We start from the raw sequence: 21040 nt of genomic DNA on the forward strand, positions 1-21040 counted from the left end.
GGGCTCAGGGCGCCGTGCGAAGGGTGCTGCCGGCATTGCCCTGGGCCTTCTCGATCTTTTCCAGCGCCGGGACCAGTTTTTCATCGACGACCTGCTGGGTCATCGCGCCACTGTATTTCCAGCGCACGATGCCGCTGCCATCGACCAGGAAGGTTTCCGGTGCCGCCGTCACGCCCCAGTCGATGGCGGTACGGCCTTCGACATCGCTGAGCACCACCATGAACGGGTTGCCCAGCTGTTCCAGCCAGTGCAGTGCGTCGGTCGGGTCATCCTTCCAGTTGTAGCCGATCACGCGCACGCGCTTGCTCTCGGCAAAGCGGGTCAGCACCGGGTGCTCCTCGCGGCACGCCGCGCACCAGCTGCCCCAGACGTTCAGCAGGTAGGGGGCACCGCGCAGCTCGTCGCTGCGCACGATCATCTCCGGGTCATGCAGCACCGGCAGCGCGAACGCCGGCGCCGGCTTGTCGATCAGCGCCGACGGCAGCACGTCGCGCTGCGGGTCACCCGATTTCATCACCCCGTAGATCATCAGCCCGAGCAGGCCGAAGAAGAACAGCACGCCGATCACGATGGCTACCGGCGGCAGCGGGCGGGAGGGGCGCGGGGCGGGGGACTCGGACATGGGAACTCCTACGGACGGCGGAAACGGCGGTCGGCAGCGGTGATGAATCCGCCCAGGGCCATCAGCAGCGCGCCCAGCCAGATCCAGCGCACGAACGGCTTGATATGCACCCGGACCGCCCATGCATTGTTGCCCAGAGGCTCGCCCAATGCCACGTAGACATCGCCGTCGAAGCGTGCATCGATGCCGGCCTCGGTCATCACCTGGCCGCCGCTGGCGTACTGGCGCTTCTCCGGATGCAGCAGGGCCAGCTCATGGCCGTCGCGGAACACCCGCAGGTGGCCACGGTCGGCGACGAAATTCGGGCCTTCGCGGTGGTCCACGCCCTCGAAGCGCACTTCATGACGGCCGACCACCAGCTGCTGGCCGGGTGCCAGCGCCACTTCACGCTGCACGTTCAGCGCCTCCACCAGCAGGGCGCCGATGAGGAATACCGCGATGCCGGCGTGGGCGACGATCATGCCAAGCATTTCGGCGGTGAAGCGCCCGTTGCCACGCACGCGCTGCCAGACGAAACGTGCGGTGCCGAGCCCGACCCAGGCCGCTGCGGCGACACCGAGCCCGGCCTTCCAACCATTCTGCGGGGCCTGCCACCACGCCAGTGCGCCGAGCAGCAGCGCCAGCCCCAGCCACGGTGCCAGCAGTGCCACGGCGCGCGCGGGCTGGTCACGCTGCCACTTCACCAGCGGCCCGAACGGCAGCAGCAGTACCATCGGCGCCATCAGCAGCAGGAACAGGCTGCCGAAGTAAGGCGGGCCGACCGAGATCTTGCCCAGCGACAGCGCATCGGCAAGCAACGGGTACAGGGTGCCGAGCAGCACCATCGCGCAGGCGGTGGCCAGCAGCAGGTTGTTGGCCAGCAGCAGGGTCTCGCGCGAGGTGGCGGTGAAGCCACGGCGCGGGTCATCGGCGTCCACGCTGAGCCGGTGGGCACGCAGCGCGTACAGCAGCAGGCTGCCGCCGACCAGCACCGACAGGAACACCAGGATGAACAGGCCCCGTGACGGGTCGGCGGCGAACGAATGCACGCTGGTCAGCACGCCGGAGCGCACCAGGAAGGTGCCCAGCAGTGACAGCGCGAAGGCGGCGATCGCCAGCAGCAGGGTCCAGCTGCCGAAAGTGCCGCGCTTCTCGGTGACGGCCTGCGAGTGGATCAGCGCCGCGCCGACCAGCCACGGCATGAAACTGGCGTTCTCCACCGGGTCCCAGAACCACCAGCCACCCCAGCCCAGCTCGTAGTAGGCCCACCAGCTGCCGAGCGCGATGCCCAGGGTCAGGAAGCCCCACGCGACGTTGGTCCACGGCCGCGTCCAGCGCAGCCAGCGCGCGTCGATGCGGCCTTCCAGCAGCGCGGCCACCGCGAATGCAAAGGGTACCGCGAAGCCCACGTAACCGATGTACAGCATCGGCGGGTGGATGATCAGCCCTGGATCCTGCAGCAGCGGGTTGAGGTCGCGGCCTTCCGGTGGTGCCGGGGCCAGGCGCAGGAATGGGTTGGAGGTGAAGATCAGGAAGGCGAGGAAGCCGACACTGACCACGCCCATCACCGCCAGCACGCGTGCCTGCACGGGGGGCGGCAGGTGCCGCGAGAACAGCGCCACCGCGCCGGTCCACAGCGCCAGCACCAGCGCCCACATCAGCAGCGAGCCCTCGTGCGCCCCCCAGACCGCGGAGTAGCGGTAGATCATCGGCAGCAACGAATTGGAGTTCTCGGCGACGTAGCGCACCGAGAAGTCCTGCTGCACGAATGCGGCGGTCAGCACGGCGAACGCGCTGGCCAACAGCAGCAGCTGTGCGAACGCGGCCGGCCGTGCCACCGCCATCCACGCTGGGTTGTTGCGATGCGCGCCGGCCAGCGGCAGGGTCGCCTGCATCAGCGAAGCCAGCAATGCGCACACCAGCAGGATCTGACCCAGTTCGGGCAGCACTCAGCGCACCTCGGGCGCCGTCACCGGCACGTCATGCTTGCGATGAGCCTCGCCCATCTTGTCGGCCACTTCCTTCGGCACGTACTTCTCGTCGTGCTTGGCCAGCACTTCGTCGGCGACGAAGACGCCATCCAGCAGGCGGCCGCTGGCGACCACCGCAGTGCCTTCGGCGAACATGTCCGGCAGGATCCGCGAGGTGGTTACCGCCAACTGCGCATCGCCGTCGGTCACTTCGAAACGTGCCTCCAGCGAGCCGGCTGGTCGGTTGAAGGAACCTTTCACCACCATGCCGCCAAGGCGGAAGCGCGACTGCGCATCGACATCGCCGCGCAGCACCTCCGATGGCGTGTACAGGTAGGCGATGTTGCGTTCCAGCGCCATCGCCACCAGTGCGGTGGCCAGGCCGGAAGCGAGCAGGGCCAGCAGCACCCAGGCCAGGCGGCGACGCTGTACCGGGGTCATCGTTCCAGCTCCGTCGACAGCGATGCGGCAGGGGGCTGCGCGCCGGTGCGGGCCTGCTGCCGCTGCTGCCGGGACAGTGCCAGGCGGCGTGCCACGCGCAGGCGCAGCCACGACCCGATGGCATCGGCGCCCAGTACCAGCAGGAATACGGCGTAGGCGCCGATCACATAGGGCAGGTGGGTCATGGCCGGGCCTCCCCGGCCGGGCGTGCGGCATCGACGCGGTCGCCGACCCAGGCCTTGCCGGCCTCGCGGTCGAGGTTGTCGGCGCGGGCCTTTGCCAGCACCGAGCCGGCGAACCAGAACTTGGTGCCGATCACCATCCACCACAGTGGCGCGATCATCGCGCTGCTGATCGCCGATTCGCCGAACACGCTGATCGACTGGCGCTGGTGCAGGCCGCCCCACCAGTCCACCGAGTAGCGGATCACCGGCAGCAGGCTGACACCGACGATGGCCAGCAGGCCGGCCGCGCGCGCGGCGCTGCGGCGGTCTTCGATGGCGTGGTACAGGCCGATCACGCCCAGGTACAGGAACAGCAGCACCAGCTCGCTGGTCATGCGCGGGTCCCAGTCCCACCAGGTGCCCCAGGTGCCCTTGCCCCAGATGCTGCCGGTGAGCAGGGTGATCAGGGTGAAGCCTGCACCCATCGGCGCGCATGCCATGGCCAGGATCTCGCAGACCTTGATTCGCCAGACCAGGGCGATGGCGGCATACAGCGCCATCAGCGCGAACACGAACAGGCTCATCCAGGCGCTGGGCACGTGGATGTAGAGGATGCGGAAGCTGTCCAGCTGCTTGGCTTCCGGCGGCACCACCAGCAGTGCCTGCCACATGCCCACCAGAAGCACCGGCACGGCGGCGAGGTAGAACACCCGCGACCAGCGGGCAGCGAAGCGGTCGAACGTAGGAGGCGAACCGAGTTGGTGGAACCAGCGGGCAATCGGATTCATGCGTGGCGGCTATCCAGCAGGGGTGGATTGGCTCTCAGCTCGGTCAACTCAGAGAAATGCGTATTGCAGCGGCGGTGGCCAGTGGCGCCAGTACCAGTGCGACCAGCAGGCCGGCGCCCAGCATCAGCAGCGCACCGACCGGATCCTGCCCGCGCCCGGCTGCCGCCAGGCTGCCCGCGCCGAACACCAGCACCGGCACGTACAGCGGCAACGACAGCAGCGCCACGAGAATACCAGAGCGTCGGATACCCACGGTCAGCGCGGCGACCACGCCACCGATCAGGCTCAGCAACGGCGTTCCCAGCAGCAACGATGCCAGCAACATCGGCAGCTGGTCATGCGGCAGATGCAGCATTTCCGCCAGCAGCGGGCTGACCACGATCAGCGGCAGGGCCGTGGTGGCCCAGTGCAGCAGCACGCGCACCAGCACCAGCCAGGCCAGCGGCACCGGCGCCAGCAGCCATTGCTCCAGCGAACCGTCCTCGGCATCGGAACGGAACAGCGAATCCAGCGACAGCTGTCCGGCCAGCAGCACGGCCAGCCACAGCACCGCACCAGCGGTGGCGGCCAACAGCTGTGGTTCGCGGCCCTGGGCCAGTGCGAACAGCACCACCACCAGCACCGCGAACAGCAGCGGTTGCAGCGCGTCGCCGCGGCGGCGCCAGAGCAGGCGCAGATCGCGCTTGAGCAGGGCGCCGGCGGTTTGCCACAGGCCCGGTTCGGTCCCTGGTGCGATCATGCGGCACCGCCGAGGTCGAGCTGTCGGGTGCGCACCGGTGGTGCGGCATAGGCGCCGTGGGTCGTGACCAGCGCAGCGCCACCGGCGCGCAGGTGGGCCGAGATCATCCGGTTGACCAGGGTAATGCCCTCCAGGTCGAGGTTGGCATAGGGTTCGTCGAGCAGCCACAGCGGCGCCGGCGACAGCCAGATGCGCGCCAGCGCCAGCCGCCGCTTCTGCCCGGCCGACAGATGCCGGACCAGGGTGTCCTCGTGGCCGGCCAGGCCGACGATGGCCAGTGCATTGCCCGGCATCTGGCGTGCGCGGCGCCCGTGCAGCCCGCAAAGGAAATGCAGGTTCTCCAGCGTATCCAGGTCCGGCTTCAATGCCGGCAGGTGGCTGAGATAGGCGACATAGCGCGCCCGCTCGGCATTGCCGGCGGGCTTGCCGTCGATCCGCACCTGCCCTGTACCGGGCCGGGCCAGGCCTGCCAGCACGCGCAGCAGGGTGGTCTTGCCGGCGCCATTGCCGCCCTGCACCAGCAGGGCCTCGCCGGCGTCCACGTGGAAGTCCAGCGGGCCGAACACCGGCTCGTCATTGCGGGAGAAGCTCAGGCCGCTGGCGGCCAGCAATGCAGGGGTGTTCAAGGGCCAGGGATCTTCATGCCGGAGTGCAGGGCAATTGTAGCGGTGAATGCCTGCGGTAGTGCCGGCCGCTGGCCGGCGACCTCGGCCAGCCTGCGACGCTGGGTCGCGCCTGCCGGCCAGCGGCCGGCACTACCGAAGCAGGGATTGCGTAAACTCAGGGGTCTGTCTCCCCATATCCCCAGGCCGATGCAACCCACCACCAAGCTGCCCAAGGTCGGTACCACGATCTTCACCGTGATGTCCCAGCTCGCTGCCGAACACGGCGCGGTCAACCTGGGCCAGGGTTTCCCGGACTTTTCCGCGCCGCAGCGCCTGATCGATGAAACGGCCAAGGCGATGGCTGCCGGCCTCAACCAGTACCCGCCGATGACCGGCGTGGCGCCGTTGCGCCAGGCCATCGCGCAGAAGTCGCGGGACCTGTACGGGGCCACCGTTGATCCGGACACCGAAATCACCGTCACCAGCGGCGCCACCGAGGCCATCTTCAATGCCATCCATGCCGTAGTGCGTGTCGGCGAAGAGGTGATCGTGCTCGACCCCGCCTACGATTGCTACGACCCGCAGATTGAACTGGCCGGCGCCAGGGCCGTGCATGTCCCGCTCGATCCGCAGACCTTCGCCGTGGACTGGGACCGCGTGCGCGCGGCGATCACCCCGCGTACCCGCATGCTGATCGTCAACACGCCGCACAATCCGTCCGGCGCGATGCTGTCCGCGCAGGACATGCAGGCGCTGGCCGAGCTGCTGAGGGGCACGCAGATCTACCTGGTCTCCGATGAGGTGTACGAGCACATCATCTACGACGGTCGCCGCCATGAATCGGCGCTGCGCTATCCGGAACTGCGCGAGCGCGCCTTCGTCATCTCCAGCTTCGGCAAGACCTACCACTGCACCGGCTGGAAGATCGGCTATGCGATCGCTCCGCCGGCGCTGACCGCCGAGTTCCGCAAGGTGCATCAGTACAACACCTTCACCAGTTTCGGCCCGGCGCAGTATGGCTTCGCCGCGATGATCCGCGATGAGCCCGAACACCACCTGGAGCTGGGCGCGTTCTACCAGGCCAAGCGCGACCGTTTCCGCGAGCAGCTGGCCAGCACCCGCCTGAAGCCGTTGCCGGTACCGGGCGGTTACTTCCAGCTGGTCGACTATTCGGCCATCAGCGACCTGCCGGACCATGAGTTCGTGAAATGGCTGACCATCGAGAAGGGTGTCACCGCCATTCCGCTGTCGCCGTTCTATGAGAACCCGCCGGCCGGCCAGCGCCTGGTGCGCCTGTGCTTCGCCAAGAATGAAGCGACCATGGACGCGGCGATCGAACGCCTGCGCCTGCTGTGAGCGGAGGAGTGGACATGCAGGACCTGCGTATTTCCCTCGTCCAGGGTGACACCCGCTGGCATGATCCGGCCGGCAACCGTGCCTACTATGGCGCGCTGCTGGCACCGTTGGCCGGCAGCACCGACCTGGTGATCCTGCCGGAGACCTTCACCAGTGGTTTCTCCAACGAGGCCATCGCCCAGGCCGAAGGCATGGACGGCCCGACCGTGGCCTGGGTGCGCGAACAGGCGAAGGCGCTGGACGCGGCGGTGATCGGCAGCGTGCAGCTGCGCGACGGCGAGGGCGTCTACAACCGCCTGCTGTTCGCCACCCCCGATGGCAACCTGCAGTACTACGACAAGCGCCACCTGTTCCGTTACGGCGGCGAGCACGAACGCTATGCTGCTGGTCGTGAGCGCCTGAGCGTGGAATGGAAGGGCTGGCGGATCAATCCGCAGGTCTGCTACGACCTGCGTTTCCCGGTGTTCTGCCGCAACCGCTACAACGTCGAACGCCCGCAGCAGCTGGATTTCGACCTGCAGATCTTCGTGGCCAACTGGCCGTCGGCGCGCGCCCATGCGTGGAAGACCCTGCTGCGTGCGCGGGCGATCGAGAACCTGTGCTTCGTGGCGGCGGTGAACCGCGTTGGCGTGGACGGCAACCAGCTGCACTACGCCGGCGACAGCGCGGTGATCGACTTCCTCGGCCAGCCGCAGGTGGAGATCCGCGAGCGCGAACAGGTGGTCACCACCACCATTTCGGCCGAAGCACTGGCTGCCCATCGCGCGCGTTTCCCGGCGATGCTCGATGCTGATGCTTTCCATCTGGACGAGCAGGCCTGAAACAGCACGACGGCGGCTGAATGCCTGCCATGCAGCGCGCGCGCCTGCATCCAGCGTGCACGCGCGCGCTGCTAGATTTGCCGGCAGTCCGACCGAACTGGAAGTCCTGCCATGAACAAGCCCTTCGCCCTGCTGCTGGCCCTGTCCGCTGCCGCGCTGGCCCCGGCCGCGCACGCCGCCGGCAACCTCGATTGCCAGCTGCGCTACAACCTGTCCGGCTGGTCGCTGATCTACAAGACCGCCTCGGGCAACGGCACGATCACCTGCCGCAATGGTGCCAGCCTGCCCGTGCGCATCCAGATGAAGGGTGGCGGCCTGACCGTGGGCAAGTCGAAGATCACCAACGGCCGGGGCAGCTTCACCGGTGCGGTCAGCGTCAACGAACTGCTGGGCACCTATGCCTCGGTCGGCGCGCACGCCGGCGCGGTGAAGTCCAGCAACGCGCAGGTGATGACCAAGGGCGACATCTCGCTGGCCCTGTCCGGTACCGGCGAGGGCTGGGACCTGGGCGTGGACGGCACCGCGTTCACCATCAGCCGGCGCTGAGGCGCGACGGCTCGGCAGTTCCCCAGCTGATGCGGATGTAGTGCTGTTCGGAATCACTCAACAACCGTTCGACACTGAATCCATTCTTCACCAGCTGTGCGACCACGTCTTCGACGAGCTGCTCGCTGGCCATCACCTGGCGGAAGCCGAACACGACGTAGCGACGGCCATTTTCCGAGCCAATCTGGATGGCATTGTCTAGGTCGCGGTAGAACTGTTCGATCGGGCGCTTGGCGGCATCGGCGTTGGCGCGGGCCTGTTCGGCGGTGATGGTGATCATGGGCGTCTGCCTTGTGTGGGAGAGCGCGCACGATAGCCGGGGAATCAAAGCCGTTCCCGGAAGGCCAGCACAGTGCGCTGCTTTTGCAGCAATTCCTAGGCTGCAGCGGGACGCCGCCGTTGCAGCCACAAGGCCAGCAGGCCGCACACGATGACGGTCGGTGCCAGCAGTTGCAGTGCACCGACCGCCGCCATCGCCGCGCCGATCAACAGGTAGTAGAGCAGTCCGAACAGGGCACCGGCACTGCCCAGGCAATGCGGATATCCGCGCAGGGCCTGGCCGAGCACATTGGGTATGGCCAGGCCGAAACCCGCCACCACCGGTACCATCGCCGCGACCAGTGCCGGTGTGTTGTCCAGCAATACAGCCAACAGGCCGCCGGCCAGCACCAGCCCTGCGGCGAGTCGGATGCGCGTGGCGGAGGCAATGCCTGCACGGAGCAGGCGACCATTGCCCCAGGCACCCAGTGCCGAGCCCAGTGCCAGCACCGCGCCGCTGGCACCGAACCAGGCCAGTGGCCAGTGCAGGCGCTCGAACACGAACGGGCCCAGCGCGTACCAGCAGTACATGGCCACGTTGAACGCGGTCACCAGTAGCGCCTGTGACCAGATCCAGCGATCCCGCAGCAGTTGCCGAAGCAAGGGCAGCAGGGGAGTGTGCACGACTTCGGCGGGGCGGCTCTCCTGCAGGCAGGATGCGCATCCGAGCATCAGCAGGATGACAACCAACAGCAGGCCGGTCTGCACGCCGGCATAGCCGTGATTGACAACCAGCAATGCCCCCAACGCCAGCCCGATCGCCGGGCTCAAGGCCAGCGCCATGCCGATCCACGAGAACACCTGCGCCAACGCCGGTCCCTTCAGGTGGTCGCGCAGTACGGTCTGGGTTACGACCGAGGCCGCCGCCGCACCGAGTGCGGCCAGTGCCTGTGCCAGCAGGACCTGGCCGAACGTGCTGGCCAGCAGGCCACCGCAGGCCGCCAGTGCGAACACGGCTAGACCGCCGAGCAGGGCAGGGCGACGGCCGATATGGTCGGCCAGCCATCCCCATAGCAGGACGCCGGCGGCGAAACCGAACAGGTACAGGCTCATGGCCTGGCTGGCGGCGCCCGGTGGCAGTGCGAAGCGCCCGGCGAGGTCGGCCAGGGCCGGGCTGTACAGGGTCTGTGCCAGCTGAGGGAACATCAGCAGCGCGATGGTGAGCAACAACAGGCGACGCGACATACGGGCGCTCCGCAAACGGGGCTGCGCATTGTGGCGGCCGGCGTATTGGCGCACTCTGTCGATTCTGCCAGTAGATGGATGGAATCGGACATGGCGTGGCTGCAGCCGGATGCGCACTTCGATACCGACGCCTGGAGCGCGCCGGTGCTGGGCATCGCGTCGTCGCTGGCCGATCATGATTCGGGTTGGCATCAGCACGCGCGCGCGCAGTTGCTGTACACGCGGCAGGGCTGCACGCGGCTGACTTTCGGCGACCGCATCTGCCTGCTGCCGCCGTCGCGCGCGGCATGGATTCCCGGCGGGCTGCGCCATCGGGCACAGATGCGCCAGGCCGTGGACTATCGTTCCCTGTATTTCGATGCCGCGTTGTCGGCACAACTACCGCAGCAGCCGGCGATCATCGGCGTCGGCCCGCTGCTGCAGGCATTGCTGGAGCCGATCGCGCAGGCACCGTTCGACCATGACTGGCAGTCGCCGCGCGCGCACCATCAATTGGCGTTGTGCGTGCTGGAGATTGCCGCCGCGCCAGTGGCGCCGATGGACCTGCCATTGCCACGCGATTCACGAATCGCGCGCTGCCTGCCGCTGGCCGAGCAGCTGCCGCCCGAACTGGGCGAGCTGGCGGCGCGCGCGGGCCTGAGCGTGCGCACCGTCGGGCGTCTGATGCAGCGTGATACCGGCATGGGCTACCAGGCTTGGCGCCAGCAATGGCGTTTGATGCGGGCCATGGAGTTACTGCTGCTGGGCCGCCGCGTCGCGCATGTGGCGCAGGACACCGGCTTCTCCGCCGAGAGCCCGTTCATCGCCTTCTTCCGCGGCATGACCGGCACCACACCCGCCGCCTTCCAGCGCCACGCAAAAGGGGACGGAGGGGATTAAGCCGCTTTTGCCCTTTTCAGGCAAAAACGACTTAATCCCCTCCGTCCCCTTTTTCAAAGAAAAACCCCGGCCGGAGCCGGGGTTTTTCGTTTCAGTCGCAGCAGCAATCAGCCGCCGCGCGGGCCGCTGCGGCGCGGGCCGCCGGGACCGCGGTTGCCGCCGGGCCCACGGTTGCCACCCGGACCGCCGGGGCCGCGATTGCCACCCGGGCCGCGGTTACCGCCGCCCGGACCACGACCGCCCGGACGCGCGCCGTGCGCCGGCTTCGGGCTGCCGTACGGGTTGAAACCTGGCGTGGCGTGATCGGACGGGAAGCTCGGGGCATTGCCCGGATGACCGTACGGGTGCTTGGGGCCCTGACCCTGCGAGCGGTTGCCCGCACCGGCCGGGCGACCCTGGCCTCCTGCGCCACCACGGCCTTCACCACCGAAACCGCCACGGCCCTGGCCGGCACCGGCGCCTGCACCCGGCCCCTTCGGCTTGCCGTATGGACGTCCCTGGCCGCCCGCACCCGGACCACGGGCACCCGGGCCACGTGCGCCAGGACCAGCGTTGCGGTGGCCGCTCGGGCCGGTGCTCACGCCTTCGGGCACGTACCAGGTGCGGAACGCGGCCGGATTGCCTTCCGGCAATGCACGATCGTTCTTGGGCTTGCGCTGCTTGAACGGCTTCTGCGACTGCTTGGCTGCCGCTTCGCCGCTGACCGTCAGGCCCCCCTTGAAGCCGCCTCCCTTGCCGCCGCGGCCACGGCCACGGTCTTCGCGCAGGGTGTCGAAACGACGCAGTTCGCGGCCTTCGTCAGCAGTGTTGTGACCGTTGACGTAGGCGTTGCCACGGCCACCTTCGCGCACGCGCACGGTGGTCTTGGCGGCGCGGCGCTGGCCGATCACCGGCTGCAGGGTCAGCGCAGAGGGCGCACCTTCTTCCAGCTTCAGCTGCGCGCGCAGCGCCTCGACCTGGGCGCTGCCCAGTTCCACCGACTGGCCGCGGGCCAGTTCGCGCGGCAGGGTGACCTTGCCGTAGCGGGTGCGCTTGAGGCGGCTGACCTGGCAGCCCTGCGATTCCCACAGGCGGCGCACTTCACGGTTGCGGCCTTCCTTCACCACGACGCGGAACCAGTCATGCGAGTCGGTGCCGCCGATGCGTTCGATCTCATCGAACTTGGCCGGGCCGTCTTCCAGCGCGACGCCACGGGCGAGGCGGTCGACGATGGCGTCGGAGACCTTTTCCTGGCCCTCGGGGGCGCGCACGCGCACCACGTATTCGCGCTCGACCTCGAACGACGGGTGCATCATGGCGTTGGCCAGTTCGCCGTCGGTGGTGGCCAGCAGCAGGCCGGTGGTATTGATGTCCAGGCGGCCGATCGCGATCCAGCGCGCGCCCTTCAGCGGCGGCAGCGACTCGAACACGGTCGGGCGGCCTTCGGGGTCTTCGCGGGTGGTGACTTCGCCTTCCGGCTTGTTGTAGACCAGCACGCGCGACGGCTCGGCCAGGGCGGTGGCGACGAAGCCGCGGCCGTCCAGCTCGATCCTGTCGCCGCTCTTGACCGACATGCCGGTCTGCGCGACTTCGCCATTGACCTTGACCAGGCCCTCGGCGATGCGCTGCTCCAGCGCGCGGCGCGAGCCGAGGCCGGCCTGGGCCAGCACCTTGTGCAGGCGCTCTTCCAGCTTGAACTGTTCGGAGGTGGCTTCGCGCTTGAGCGAAAGCTTGTTACGGGGGGTGTCACTCATCAGTTTTGCTCCGGCCGACGCTTTCAAGGTCGGCCTCTTGTTCGGAATCGGCTTGGTCAACAGCCACGGTCGTCATCGCGACGGCGTTGTCTTCGCGTTCGTTCACTGGCACCGCGCGCTCGCCCGGCGCGGAATCGGGGTGCCCGTCATCGAAGGGCGAAGGTGCTTGCTCATTGGAGGCCGACGCAGGCGCTGCATCGGCGGAATCGGGGGTGTCACTGCCGGCCAGGCCGGCGTCATCGTTCGCGGCAGCGCCATCGGCGCCGGCCGAGATGTCCGGACCCTCGGCACCGGCGACGGCCGGCGCATCGCGGTCCAGTGCCAGCTGCGGCTCCAGCTCGCCCAGGTCCTTCAGCTCCGACAACGGCGGCAGTTCGTCCAGCCGCTTCAGGCCGAAATAGTCCAGGAAGGCCTTGGTGGTGCCGAACAACGCCGGTTTGCCGGGCACATCGCGGTGGCCGACCACGCGGATCCATTCACGCTCTTCCAGCGCCTGGATGATGTTGCTGCTGACCGCCACGCCGCGCACCTGCTCGATCTCGCCGCGGGTGATCGGCTGCCGGTAGGCGATCAGCGCCAGGGTTTCCAGGGTGGCACGCGTGTAGCGGGTCTTGCGTTCGGTCCACAGCCGGCTGATCCAGCCATGCACCTCGCTGGTGACCTGATAGCGGAAACCGGAGGCAACCTCGACCAGCTCCACGCCGCGGCCTTCGCAGGCCTCGCGCAGGCGTTCCAGTGCGCGCTCGATGCTGCCGGGCGGCGCGGGTTCCTCTTCCGGGAACAGGTCTTTCAGCTGGGCCAGGGTGAGCGGCTGGCTGGACGCCAGCAGGGCACCTTCGACAATGCGGTTGATCAGCGATTGGTCCATCGGCAGGCAGCGCTCACTCGTTCTCGTTGGCGGCGTCGTTGTCGTCGAACTCGCTGCTGAACTGCAGCGGGGCATTGGTGTTGCCGGCCGCCAGCGACTTCACGTAGATCGGCGCCAGCGGTTCTTCCTGGACGATGTCCAGCAACTGTTCCTTGGCCAGTTCCAGCACCGCCAGGAAGGTGACCAGCACGCCCAGCTTGCCTTCTTCGGCGGTGAACAGGCTTTCAAAACGGTAGAACCTGCCATCTTCCATCCGGCCGAGCACTTCGCCCATGCGTTGCCGCACGCTCAGTGCTTCACGCTTGATGGCGTGGCCGCTGAACAGCTCCGCGCGCTTGAGCACGTCATGCAGCGCCAGCAGCATTTCCTTCAGGTCCACCGGCGGCGGTAGCTTCACCGTGGCGCGGTCGGGCATGAAGGCATGCGCCACCGTGGTGTCGCGGTCCAGGCGGGGCAGGGCATCGATGTCCTCGGCGGCCTGCTTGAAACGTTCGTACTCCTGCAGCCGGCGCACCAGTTCGGCGCGCGGGTCGGCTTCATCGCCTTCCTCGCTGACCGGGCGCGGCAGCAGCATGCGCGACTTCACCTCGGCCAGGATCGCGGCCATCACCAGGTACTCGGCCGCCAGCTCGAAGCGCAGCTCACGCATCACCGTGATGTATTCCACGTACTGCCGGGTGATCTCGGCCACGGGAATGTCCAGCACGTCCAGGTTCTGGCGGCGGATCAGGTACAGCAGCAGGTCCAGTGGGCCTTCGAAGGCATCCAGGATGACTTCCAGCGCGTCCGGTGGGATGTACAGGTCCTGCGGGATCTGCAGGACCGGCTGCCCATGCACCACGGCCAGCGGCATTTCCTGCTGCTGGGGGGCGGTTGGCCGGGTTGGCGGGTTCGCGTCGAGCGCGAGTTCGGAAGTCATCTAATGGACATCAGGATTGCAACGGACCAGTCGCGGCGCCAGGTTCGCCGGGCCGACGCCACGGCGCCCCAGGGCACCAGGCGCGCCGGGATCGGCGCGATTCCACACATATCAAACAGCAGGACGCGCCGCAGGGAACGGCAGCGACGGAACTACGGGGAGGTCGTCTACGTGGCCCGGTCGGGTGGTCCGGTTTGAAGCAGCGGGACGGTCGTCGGGGGCCGCGTTGGCCGCAAAAACCGACGGGCTGCTGCGTCCAGCCACGTGCAATGGTCTCTAGGGTAAGCCTTTGCCCGGCCAGTGTCCAGCCGGGGCCGGCGCCAGCGGCGGATTGGCTAGAATCGGCGGACCCCGACAACGCAAGCGAGGAAATGCCGGTGTGGTATGTGATCGAAGGGTATGACGGCCAGGATGTGCTGGCGCAGCGGCTGCAGGCCCGGCCGGAACACCTGGCACGCCTGCATGCGCTGCGCGACGAGGGTCGCCTGCTGCTGGCCGGGCCGTGCCCGGCGGTGGACAGCGAAGACCCGGGCCCGGCCGGTTTCAGTGGTTCGGTGGTGATTGCGCAGTTCGAGTCGCTGCCGCAGGCCCAGGCCTGGGCCGATGCCGACCCGTATGTGGCCGCCGGCGTCTACACCCATGTGCAGGTGCGGCCGTTCCGCAAGGTCCTGCCGTGAGCGCGGAACGGATCGAGCGGATCCGTGATGCGCTGCAGCAGGCACTGGCCCCCAGCGTGCTCGAGATCGAGGATGACAGCCATCGCCACGCCGGTCATGCCGGTGCGCGTGATGGCCGCGGCCATTTCAACGTGCATGTGGTCAGTGAACGCTTCGCCGGGATGGCCCCGCTGGCCCGGCATCGCGCGGTCTACGCCGCACTGGGGGCGATGATGGAGACCGATATCCACGCGCTGTCCATCCGCGCGCAGACCCCGTCAGAACAGGGCTGAGCCCTTGTCCCACACTGTCCTGGCGGGTCCTTCATGGGCCTCGCCACGGACAGGTTTTCATGTCCATTTCGGGACATTCGCCTAACGGACTGTTTACAAGGCCAGATGGAAACGCTTACATTCCGCGCCAATGCTGGTAGGTCCAAGCCGTGGAGGGCGGCTTCGTGAACAAGGCAGCTATCACAATCAAGGATGTCGCCCGCGAAGCCAAGGTCTCGGTGGCCACGGTGTCGCGCGCGCTCAACGGGCATGAAAATGTCGCCGAACCGGTCCGCCAGCTCGTGCTGGAGGTGGCCGCGCGGCTGCGTTACACCCCGCACGCCGCCGCCCGCAGCCTGAGCAGCCGGCGTACCAATACGGTGGGCGTGGTGCTGCCTGACCTTTACGGCGAGTTCTTCTCCGAGCTGATGCGTGGCATCGACGGGGTCGCCCGTCGCCGCCGCCAGCATCTGCTGGTGTCCAGCTACCACGGTGACCAGGAGCAGCAGGGCGCCGCCCTGCGCGCCATGCGCGGCCGCGTCGACGGCCTGCTGGTGCTCTCGCCCTACGCCGAGAGCCCGGGTTTCCTGACCGACAACCTGCCGCAGTCGTTGCCGACGGTGTTGATCAACACCTATCTGCCCGGGCAGGACCACCCGGTGCTGAGCATCGACGACCACGCGGGTGCGATGGCGATGACCCGCCACCTGCTTGATGCCGGCCATCGCCGCATCGCTTTCATTTCTGGCCCGGACCTCAACTTTGACGCGCGCGAGCGCCTGCGCGGCTTCCGTGACGCGCTGGCGGCTTTTGGCAATGGCGTTGAAGGTATCGAGCTGCCCGGTGATTTCGACGAAGCTTCCGGCCACCGCGCCGGTCAGGAGTTGCTGGCAGCCGGCACGCTGCCCGATGCCGTATTCGCCGCCAACGACATGATGGCCCTCGGTTGCCTCTATGCCTTTACCCAGGCCGGCGTCCGTGTTCCATCCGATGTCGCACTGGCGGGGTTTGATGACATTCCGCTTGCACGTTTTGTCCACCCGTCGTTAACCACCATGCAGGTCAGCATCGCGGAACTGGGCGACCGCGCGATGACGCGCCTGATGCAGTTGATGGACGGCACCTCCACGGATGGGGCAGGGGACAAGCAGACCCTGGTTCCCCGCTTGATAGTTCGCGATTCCACCACTCCGCCATCCGGCCGTTGAAGCCAGAGGCGTTCCTTCCTTTCTTGACTGATCGCAGGAACCGCGCAAGCGGTTACCGCCACCCGGAGATTGAGTTGATGATGCATACCACCTTCCGCACGCCGGCGCGCCGGCTGCTGAGCACCGCACTGGTCAGCTGCCTGATGCTGGCCGCCGCCCCGAACGTCATGGCGCAGTCGGCCAATGCCAGCCTGCGCGGCCAGGTGTCCGGCGCCCAGGCCGGCGCCGAAGTCACCGCCACCAACGTCGCCACCGGCACCGTCCGCCGCGGCACCGTCCGTGCCGATGGCAGCTACTCGCTGATGGGCCTGGACCCGGGCACCTACGACGTGGTCGCCAACGGCCAGTCGCAGAAGGTCACCGTCACCGTGGCTTCGACCGCCACCCTCAACTTTGCCGGTGCTGCCAGCAGCACGCCGGGTGCGACCGCGGCCACCAACCTGGACACCGTCAACGTCGTTGCGCCGACCCTGTTGCAGGAAGTGCGTACGTCGGAAGTCGGCAAGACCGTCAGCCTGCAGCAGATCCAGACCACCCCGCAGGTCTCGCGCAACTTCCTGGAGTTCGCCGACGCGGTGCCGGGCATGATCTTCACCCGTGATGCCAAGGGCAACACCTCGCTGCGCGGCGGCGCCACCAATGCCGACGGCACCAACGTCTACATCGACGGCGTGGGCCAGAAGAGCTACGTCAAGGGCGGCGGCGTGGCCGGCCAGTCCGGCAGCGCCGGCAACCCGTTCCCGCAGCTGGCCATCGGTGAGTACAAGGTCATCACTGGCAACTACAAGGCTGAGTACGGCCAGGTGTCCAGCGCCGCCGTCACTGCCGCCACCAAGTCGGGTACCAACGAGTTCAAGGGTGAAGCGTTCTACCGCTACACCGATGAAGACATGCGCGCCATGACTCCGGCCGAACGCCAGCCGAACAAGTCGAAGATGGTCTCGGCCGAGAAGGAGTACGGCTTCGCGCTGGGTGGCCCGATCATCCAGGACAAGGCCCACTTCTTCGTCACCTATGAGGCCAAGCGCTTCGATTTGCCGGTCACCATCGCTCCGCATGGCGCAGTGACCAGCAAGGTCGACCGCGTGCCGGCCGATGCGCAGGCCGGCCTCGGCCCGGCCAGTCAGCCGTTCCAGCAGGACCTGATCTTCGGCAAGATCGACTTCGAGCCGACCGACAATGATCGCCTGGAGCTGACCTTCCAGGACCGTGACGAAACCCAGCAGCAGTTCTCGGACCAGACCGCGCCGATGCACGGCAAGGAAACCAAGAACACCGACCGTCGTTACGCGCTGCGCTGGAACCACAGCGGTGAGCGTTATTACAACGAGTTGATGGTCACTCATGAGGATTCGTTCAACAATCCCAAGCCGCTGAGCCTGGGCAACGGCTTCAACTACACCGCGCCGGATGGCGCCAACGAAGAACGTCCGATCGTCTCGATCGGCGGCTCCTCGGCGATGTCGTCACAGGTAAAGGGCCAGAAGGGCTGGTCGATCGAAGACAACCTGACCCTGGACGGCATCCAGTGGGCTGGCGACCACACCATCAAGATGGGGGCAAAGTACAAGCAGATCGACCTGTATGCCTCCGATGCGGCGCAGATCAATCCGCAGTTCTACTACACGGTCGACAATCCGACCTTCCCGGACAGCATCCCGTACAAGGCACAGTTCGTGAAGCCGGTCACCGGCGTGTCCGGGGTGTCCGGTGAAGTGCGCTCGAAGGTCAAGCAGATCGGCCTGTTCATCCAGGACGACTGGCAGGTCAACGATCATCTGCAGTTGAATCTCGGCCTGCGCTGGGACTACGAAAAGAATCCGGCCTACCTGGACTTCGTGACCCCGCCGGAAGTGGTCAATGCGCTGTTCGCGCAGGACCCGCGCGCCGCGGCTGGCCAGAGCTATGCCGATACGCTGGCGCTGAGTGGCCTGAACATCAACGACTACATCAGCAACGGTCACAACCGCAAGGCCTTCAAGGATGCCTGGCAGCCGCGCCTGGGCTTCTCGTATGATATCAATGCCGACGAGCAGCACGTGATCCACGGTGGTGCCGGCCGTTCCTACGACCGCGATCTGTTTGATTATCTGCAGCTGGAAACCACCAAGCTCGCTCTGCCGCAGCCGACCATCTACTTCCGCGATCCGGCCACAGGCCAGTGCTTCCAGGGCAACGCTGCCTGTTATGACTGGAACCCGAACCTGCTCAACGGCATCGGCAACCTGCAGAGCCTGGTCGGTTCGACCAGCAATGCCGGCTTGGAGGTCGATCTGCTGAACAACAACCTGAAGGTGCCTTACGCCGACCAGTTCAGCCTGGGCATGAGCAACCAGATCGGCGAGTGGCTGACCGACGCCACCATTTCGCGCACCCTGACCTACGATGGCTTCGCCTTCACTCTGGGTAACCGCTACCCGACGGGCAACTTCTTCGATGACCCGCGCCTGTGTGGCGCCACCAAGCCGGGCCTGGGCCAGGCCTGGAGCTGCAACGTACCGGGCTTCGGCAGCCTGATCATCGGCCAGCAGGGCATCAAGACCCGCGCCACCCAGGTCCTGCTGTCGGCGCAGAAGCCGTTCACGAAGGAAAGCGGATGGGGTACCTCGATCGCCTATACCTGGACCACCGCCCGCCACAACCGCGACATCAACGAGCACTACGCGTTTGACCGCGGCGTGATCGGTGACTACCCGACCATCCGCTCCAACGGCGCGCCGCGCCACCGCCTGGTGGTGACCGGTTCGTACGCGGGCTTCTGGGGCATCACCTTCGGTGGCAAGATCACCCTGGCCACCCCGACCGCGATCAATGACTGGTACGGCGTACCGCAGGCCAATGGCTACGATCTGCCGACCCCGATGGCGGCAGTTCCGGGTGGCAACGGCAAGTTCCTGGTGGGTGGCAAGATCTTCGGCTACCGTTCGGTCGATCTGCAGGCCACCAAGACGTTCAAGATGCCGGGCGATACCGAGCTGTACGCGCGTATCGACATCATCAACGTGTTCAACTTCGACAACTTCTCGAACTACAACTACTACAAGAACGGCAAGCTGACCGCGAGCTACAACGAGACCGGCGACATCGTCGGCACGCCGCGCCAGGTCAAGGCCGAAGTGGGCTTCCGCTTCTAAGCGGGCAGGGCTGATGCAGTACCCCGATGCCGCCGGCCCGCCGGCGGCATCGGTCAATGCAAGACGCAATGGCCGGCCCCGCCGGTCCATTGCACAGGGAACCGCTGCCGGGCAATGATCGCGGTGTCAGGCCACGTTTTTCGTGGTTTTTTAAGAGCGCGCCTTGTAAACGATTTCAGATCATTGGACGTTATGCTTTCCCATCGATCAGTCCACCGGAGGAACCGCGCCATGCAGGCACGCCACCTGTTGTCCGCCGCAGCGATGACCCTGGCCATCGCCGCTTGCAAGCCGGCCCAGCAGGAGCCCGCCAAGCCGCGCCCGCCGGTGATCCTGATCGAGGCCGACGCACCGCCACGGCCGATGAAGCCGGAGCTGCCGCCACTGTTCGACGACATCGAACGCCGCACCTTCCAGTTCTTCTGGGACACCACCAATGAAGTGAATGGCCTGACGCCGGACCGCTACCCGTCACGGCCGTTCGCCAGCATCGCCTCGGTCGGTTTCGCGCTGACGGCCTATCCGATCGGTATCGAGAACGGCTGGGTCAGCCGCAACCAGGCGATCGACCGCACCCTGACCACGCTGAAGTTCTTCCGCGACGTGCCGATGGGCCCGCAGCGGACCGGCAAGGCCGGTTACAAGGGCTTCTACTACCACTTCCTGGACATGCAGGAGGGCCGCCGTTACGACAGCTGGGTCGAACTGTCCTCGGTGGATACCGCGCTGCTGATGATGGGCGTGCTGTTTGCGCAGTCGTACTACGACGGTGACGATCCGCGCGAGAAGGAGATCCGTCAGATCGCCGATACGCTGTACAAGAAGGTCGACTGGCCATGGCTGCAGCAGCGGGCGCCACTGATCTCGATGGGCTGGTTCCCGGAGAGTGGCTTCATCGATCATGACTGGATGGGCTACAACGAGGCGATGATGGTCTACATCCTCGCCCTGGGCTCGCCCACGCACCCGGTCAGCCCGGATGCGTGGACCGTGTGGACGCGCACCTATGACAACGACTGGGGGGTCTACCAGGGCCAGGAGTACCTGTCCTTCGGCCCGCTGTTCGGGCACCAGTACAGCCACGTCTGGATCGATTTCCGCGACATCCAGGACGCCTACATGCGCGAGCGCGGCAGCACCTACTTCCTCAACAGCCGCTCGGCCGCGCTGGCCCAGCGCGAATACGCCATCGCCAACCCGATGCAGTGGAAGGATTACGGCGAGAACGTGTGGGGCCTGACCGCCAGCGATGGCCCGCAGAACACGACCCAGGAATACCGTGGCGAACAGCGCCAGTTCCGCCATTACTCCTCGCGCGGCGCTGGCCTGCGCGAGAACTTCGATGACGGCACCATCGCTCCGACCGCAGCGATCGCCTCGGTGGTGTTCGCGCCCGAGCAGGTGATCCCGGCCACGCTGGAGATGCACAAGCGCTATGGCGACTACATCTATTCCAGCTACGGCTTCCTGGATTCGTTCAACCCCAGCTTCAATTACGACATCCCGATCAAGACCGGTCGCCTGGTGCCGGACCGCGGCTGGGTCGCCAGCGATTACATCGCCATCGACCAGGGCCCGATCCTGACCATGATCGCCAACTACCGCGATGACTTCGTCTGGGAAGTGATGAAAAAGAACCCGTACATCCGCAAGGGCCTGGAGCGGGCCGGGTTCAGTGGTGGCTGGCTGGCGCCGGAAGGCTCCTTCCAGCCGCTGGAACTGCAGAAGGACGAAAAGGCCGCGGCTGCACGCGCGGTGGGTATCGCCGAATCACGCGCGGCTGCCGCGCAGGAACAGAAGAACAATGCCAACCGCACTACAGGCCAGGGCAAGTAAC

The 21040-nt window shown here is 66.9% G+C and carries 21 protein-coding genes; 9 read left to right on the top strand and 12 right to left on the bottom strand.

Annotated elements, in window-relative coordinates; translation table 11 throughout:
* Positions 1-4: 4 nt before the first annotated feature.
* From A9K58_RS00950 to ccmA, 7 genes are read right to left on the bottom strand one after another with little or no spacing between them, the layout of a single operon-like run.
* Entirely contained in the window at positions 5-622 is a 618-nt protein-coding gene (locus A9K58_RS00950; protein WP_065197544.1) for a DsbE family thiol:disulfide interchange protein, read from the bottom strand.
* 8 nt (positions 623-630) lie between these two features.
* Positions 631-2550 (bottom strand): heme lyase CcmF/NrfE family subunit, encoded by a 1920-nt coding sequence (locus A9K58_RS00955; protein WP_065197545.1) that lies wholly within the window; start codon positions 2548-2550, stop codon positions 631-633.
* Complete coding sequence (gene ccmE / locus A9K58_RS00960) at positions 2551-3012, bottom strand: cytochrome c maturation protein CcmE (protein ID WP_065197546.1); 462 nt, start codon at positions 3010-3012, stop codon at positions 2551-2553.
* Complete coding sequence (locus A9K58_RS00965; protein ID WP_065197547.1) at positions 3009-3197, bottom strand: heme exporter protein CcmD; 189 nt, start codon at positions 3195-3197, stop codon at positions 3009-3011. Before A9K58_RS00965 ends, ccmE begins: the two co-directional genes overlap by 4 nt.
* Complete coding sequence (ccmC, locus tag A9K58_RS00970) at positions 3194-3964, bottom strand: heme ABC transporter permease CcmC (protein WP_065197548.1); 771 nt, start codon at positions 3962-3964, stop codon at positions 3194-3196. Before ccmC ends, A9K58_RS00965 begins: the two co-directional genes overlap by 4 nt.
* A gap of 43 nt (positions 3965-4007) precedes the next feature.
* Complete coding sequence (ccmB, locus tag A9K58_RS00975; RefSeq protein WP_006456616.1) at positions 4008-4703, bottom strand: heme exporter protein CcmB; 696 nt, start codon at positions 4701-4703, stop codon at positions 4008-4010.
* Positions 4700-5329: a heme ABC exporter ATP-binding protein CcmA gene (gene ccmA / locus A9K58_RS00980; RefSeq protein ID WP_065197549.1), complete on the bottom strand. Its 630-nt coding sequence runs from the start codon at positions 5327-5329 to the stop codon at positions 4700-4702. Before ccmA ends, ccmB begins: the two co-directional genes overlap by 4 nt.
* A 186-nt stretch (positions 5330-5515) precedes the next feature.
* On the opposite strand from ccmA, the gene A9K58_RS00985 reads away from it, so the two are divergent.
* From A9K58_RS00985 to A9K58_RS00995, 3 genes are all read left to right on the top strand, one after another.
* Positions 5516-6664, top strand: coding sequence for a pyridoxal phosphate-dependent aminotransferase (locus A9K58_RS00985; protein ID WP_065197550.1), 1149 nt, complete (start codon positions 5516-5518; stop codon positions 6662-6664).
* Between the two features lie 14 nt (positions 6665-6678).
* Positions 6679-7485 (top strand): amidohydrolase, encoded by an 807-nt coding sequence (locus A9K58_RS00990; RefSeq protein WP_065197551.1) that lies wholly within the window; start codon positions 6679-6681, stop codon positions 7483-7485.
* Between the two features lie 111 nt (positions 7486-7596).
* Entirely contained in the window at positions 7597-8031 is a 435-nt protein-coding gene (locus A9K58_RS00995; protein WP_065197552.1) for a hypothetical protein, read from the top strand.
* Here A9K58_RS00995 and A9K58_RS01000 read toward each other — a convergent pair.
* Together A9K58_RS01000 and A9K58_RS01005 are read right to left on the bottom strand one after the other, a co-directional pair.
* Positions 8018-8311: a hypothetical protein gene (locus tag A9K58_RS01000; RefSeq protein ID WP_065197553.1), complete on the bottom strand. Its 294-nt coding sequence runs from the start codon at positions 8309-8311 to the stop codon at positions 8018-8020. The genes A9K58_RS00995 and A9K58_RS01000 overlap by 14 nt on opposite strands.
* A 95-nt stretch (positions 8312-8406) precedes the next feature.
* Positions 8407-9534, bottom strand: coding sequence for an MFS transporter (locus A9K58_RS01005; protein ID WP_065197554.1), 1128 nt, complete (start codon positions 9532-9534; stop codon positions 8407-8409).
* Positions 9535-9624: 90 nt separating this feature from the next.
* Here A9K58_RS01005 and A9K58_RS01010 point away from each other — a divergent pair, with 90 nt between their 5' ends.
* Positions 9625-10413 (top strand): AraC family transcriptional regulator, encoded by a 789-nt coding sequence (locus tag A9K58_RS01010; protein ID WP_065197555.1) that lies wholly within the window; start codon positions 9625-9627, stop codon positions 10411-10413.
* Between the two features lie 107 nt (positions 10414-10520).
* Here the strand turns inward: A9K58_RS01010 and A9K58_RS01015 are convergent, their stop codons facing one another.
* Genes A9K58_RS01015 through A9K58_RS01025 form a run of 3 tightly spaced genes read right to left on the bottom strand, consistent with a single transcriptional unit; the run spans position 10521 to position 13933 of the window.
* Positions 10521-12146, bottom strand: coding sequence for a pseudouridine synthase (locus A9K58_RS01015; RefSeq protein ID WP_065197556.1), 1626 nt, complete (start codon positions 12144-12146; stop codon positions 10521-10523).
* Positions 12139-13014 (bottom strand): SMC-Scp complex subunit ScpB, encoded by an 876-nt coding sequence (scpB, locus tag A9K58_RS01020; protein WP_065197557.1) that lies wholly within the window; start codon positions 13012-13014, stop codon positions 12139-12141. Before scpB ends, A9K58_RS01015 begins: the two co-directional genes overlap by 8 nt.
* A 13-nt stretch (positions 13015-13027) precedes the next feature.
* Positions 13028-13933, bottom strand: a complete 906-nt coding sequence (locus A9K58_RS01025) for a segregation and condensation protein A (protein WP_065197558.1) — start codon at positions 13931-13933, stop codon at positions 13028-13030.
* A gap of 377 nt (positions 13934-14310) precedes the next feature.
* Between A9K58_RS01025 and A9K58_RS01030 the strand changes: the two genes are divergently transcribed.
* The 5 genes from A9K58_RS01030 (at position 14311) to A9K58_RS01050 (ending at position 21039) form a co-directional block, all read left to right on the top strand.
* Positions 14311-14610, top strand: a complete 300-nt coding sequence (locus A9K58_RS01030; protein WP_064239671.1) for a YciI family protein — start codon at positions 14311-14313, stop codon at positions 14608-14610.
* A complete protein-coding gene (locus tag A9K58_RS01035) occupies positions 14607-14882 on the top strand; it encodes a BolA family protein (protein ID WP_065197559.1) in 276 nt (91 codons plus the stop codon). The genes A9K58_RS01030 and A9K58_RS01035 overlap by 4 nt, the downstream gene beginning before the upstream one ends.
* Positions 14883-15031: 149 nt before the next feature.
* The gene (locus A9K58_RS01040; protein ID WP_065197560.1) at positions 15032-16069 is read left to right on the top strand and encodes a LacI family DNA-binding transcriptional regulator; all 1038 of its coding nucleotides are present in this window, start codon (positions 15032-15034) and stop codon (positions 16067-16069) included.
* Between the two features lie 77 nt (positions 16070-16146).
* On the top strand, positions 16147-19203 hold the full coding sequence (locus A9K58_RS01045; RefSeq protein ID WP_065197561.1) for a TonB-dependent receptor: 3057 nt from the start codon (positions 16147-16149) through the stop codon (positions 19201-19203).
* Positions 19204-19434: 231 nt separating this feature from the next.
* Positions 19435-21039, top strand: coding sequence for a glucoamylase family protein (locus A9K58_RS01050; protein ID WP_065197562.1), 1605 nt, complete (start codon positions 19435-19437; stop codon positions 21037-21039).
* Position 21040 lies beyond the last annotated feature (1 nt).

It is taken from the genome of Stenotrophomonas maltophilia (genome assembly GCF_001676385.1).
Lineage (GTDB): Bacteria > Pseudomonadota > Gammaproteobacteria > Xanthomonadales > Xanthomonadaceae > Stenotrophomonas > Stenotrophomonas maltophilia_J.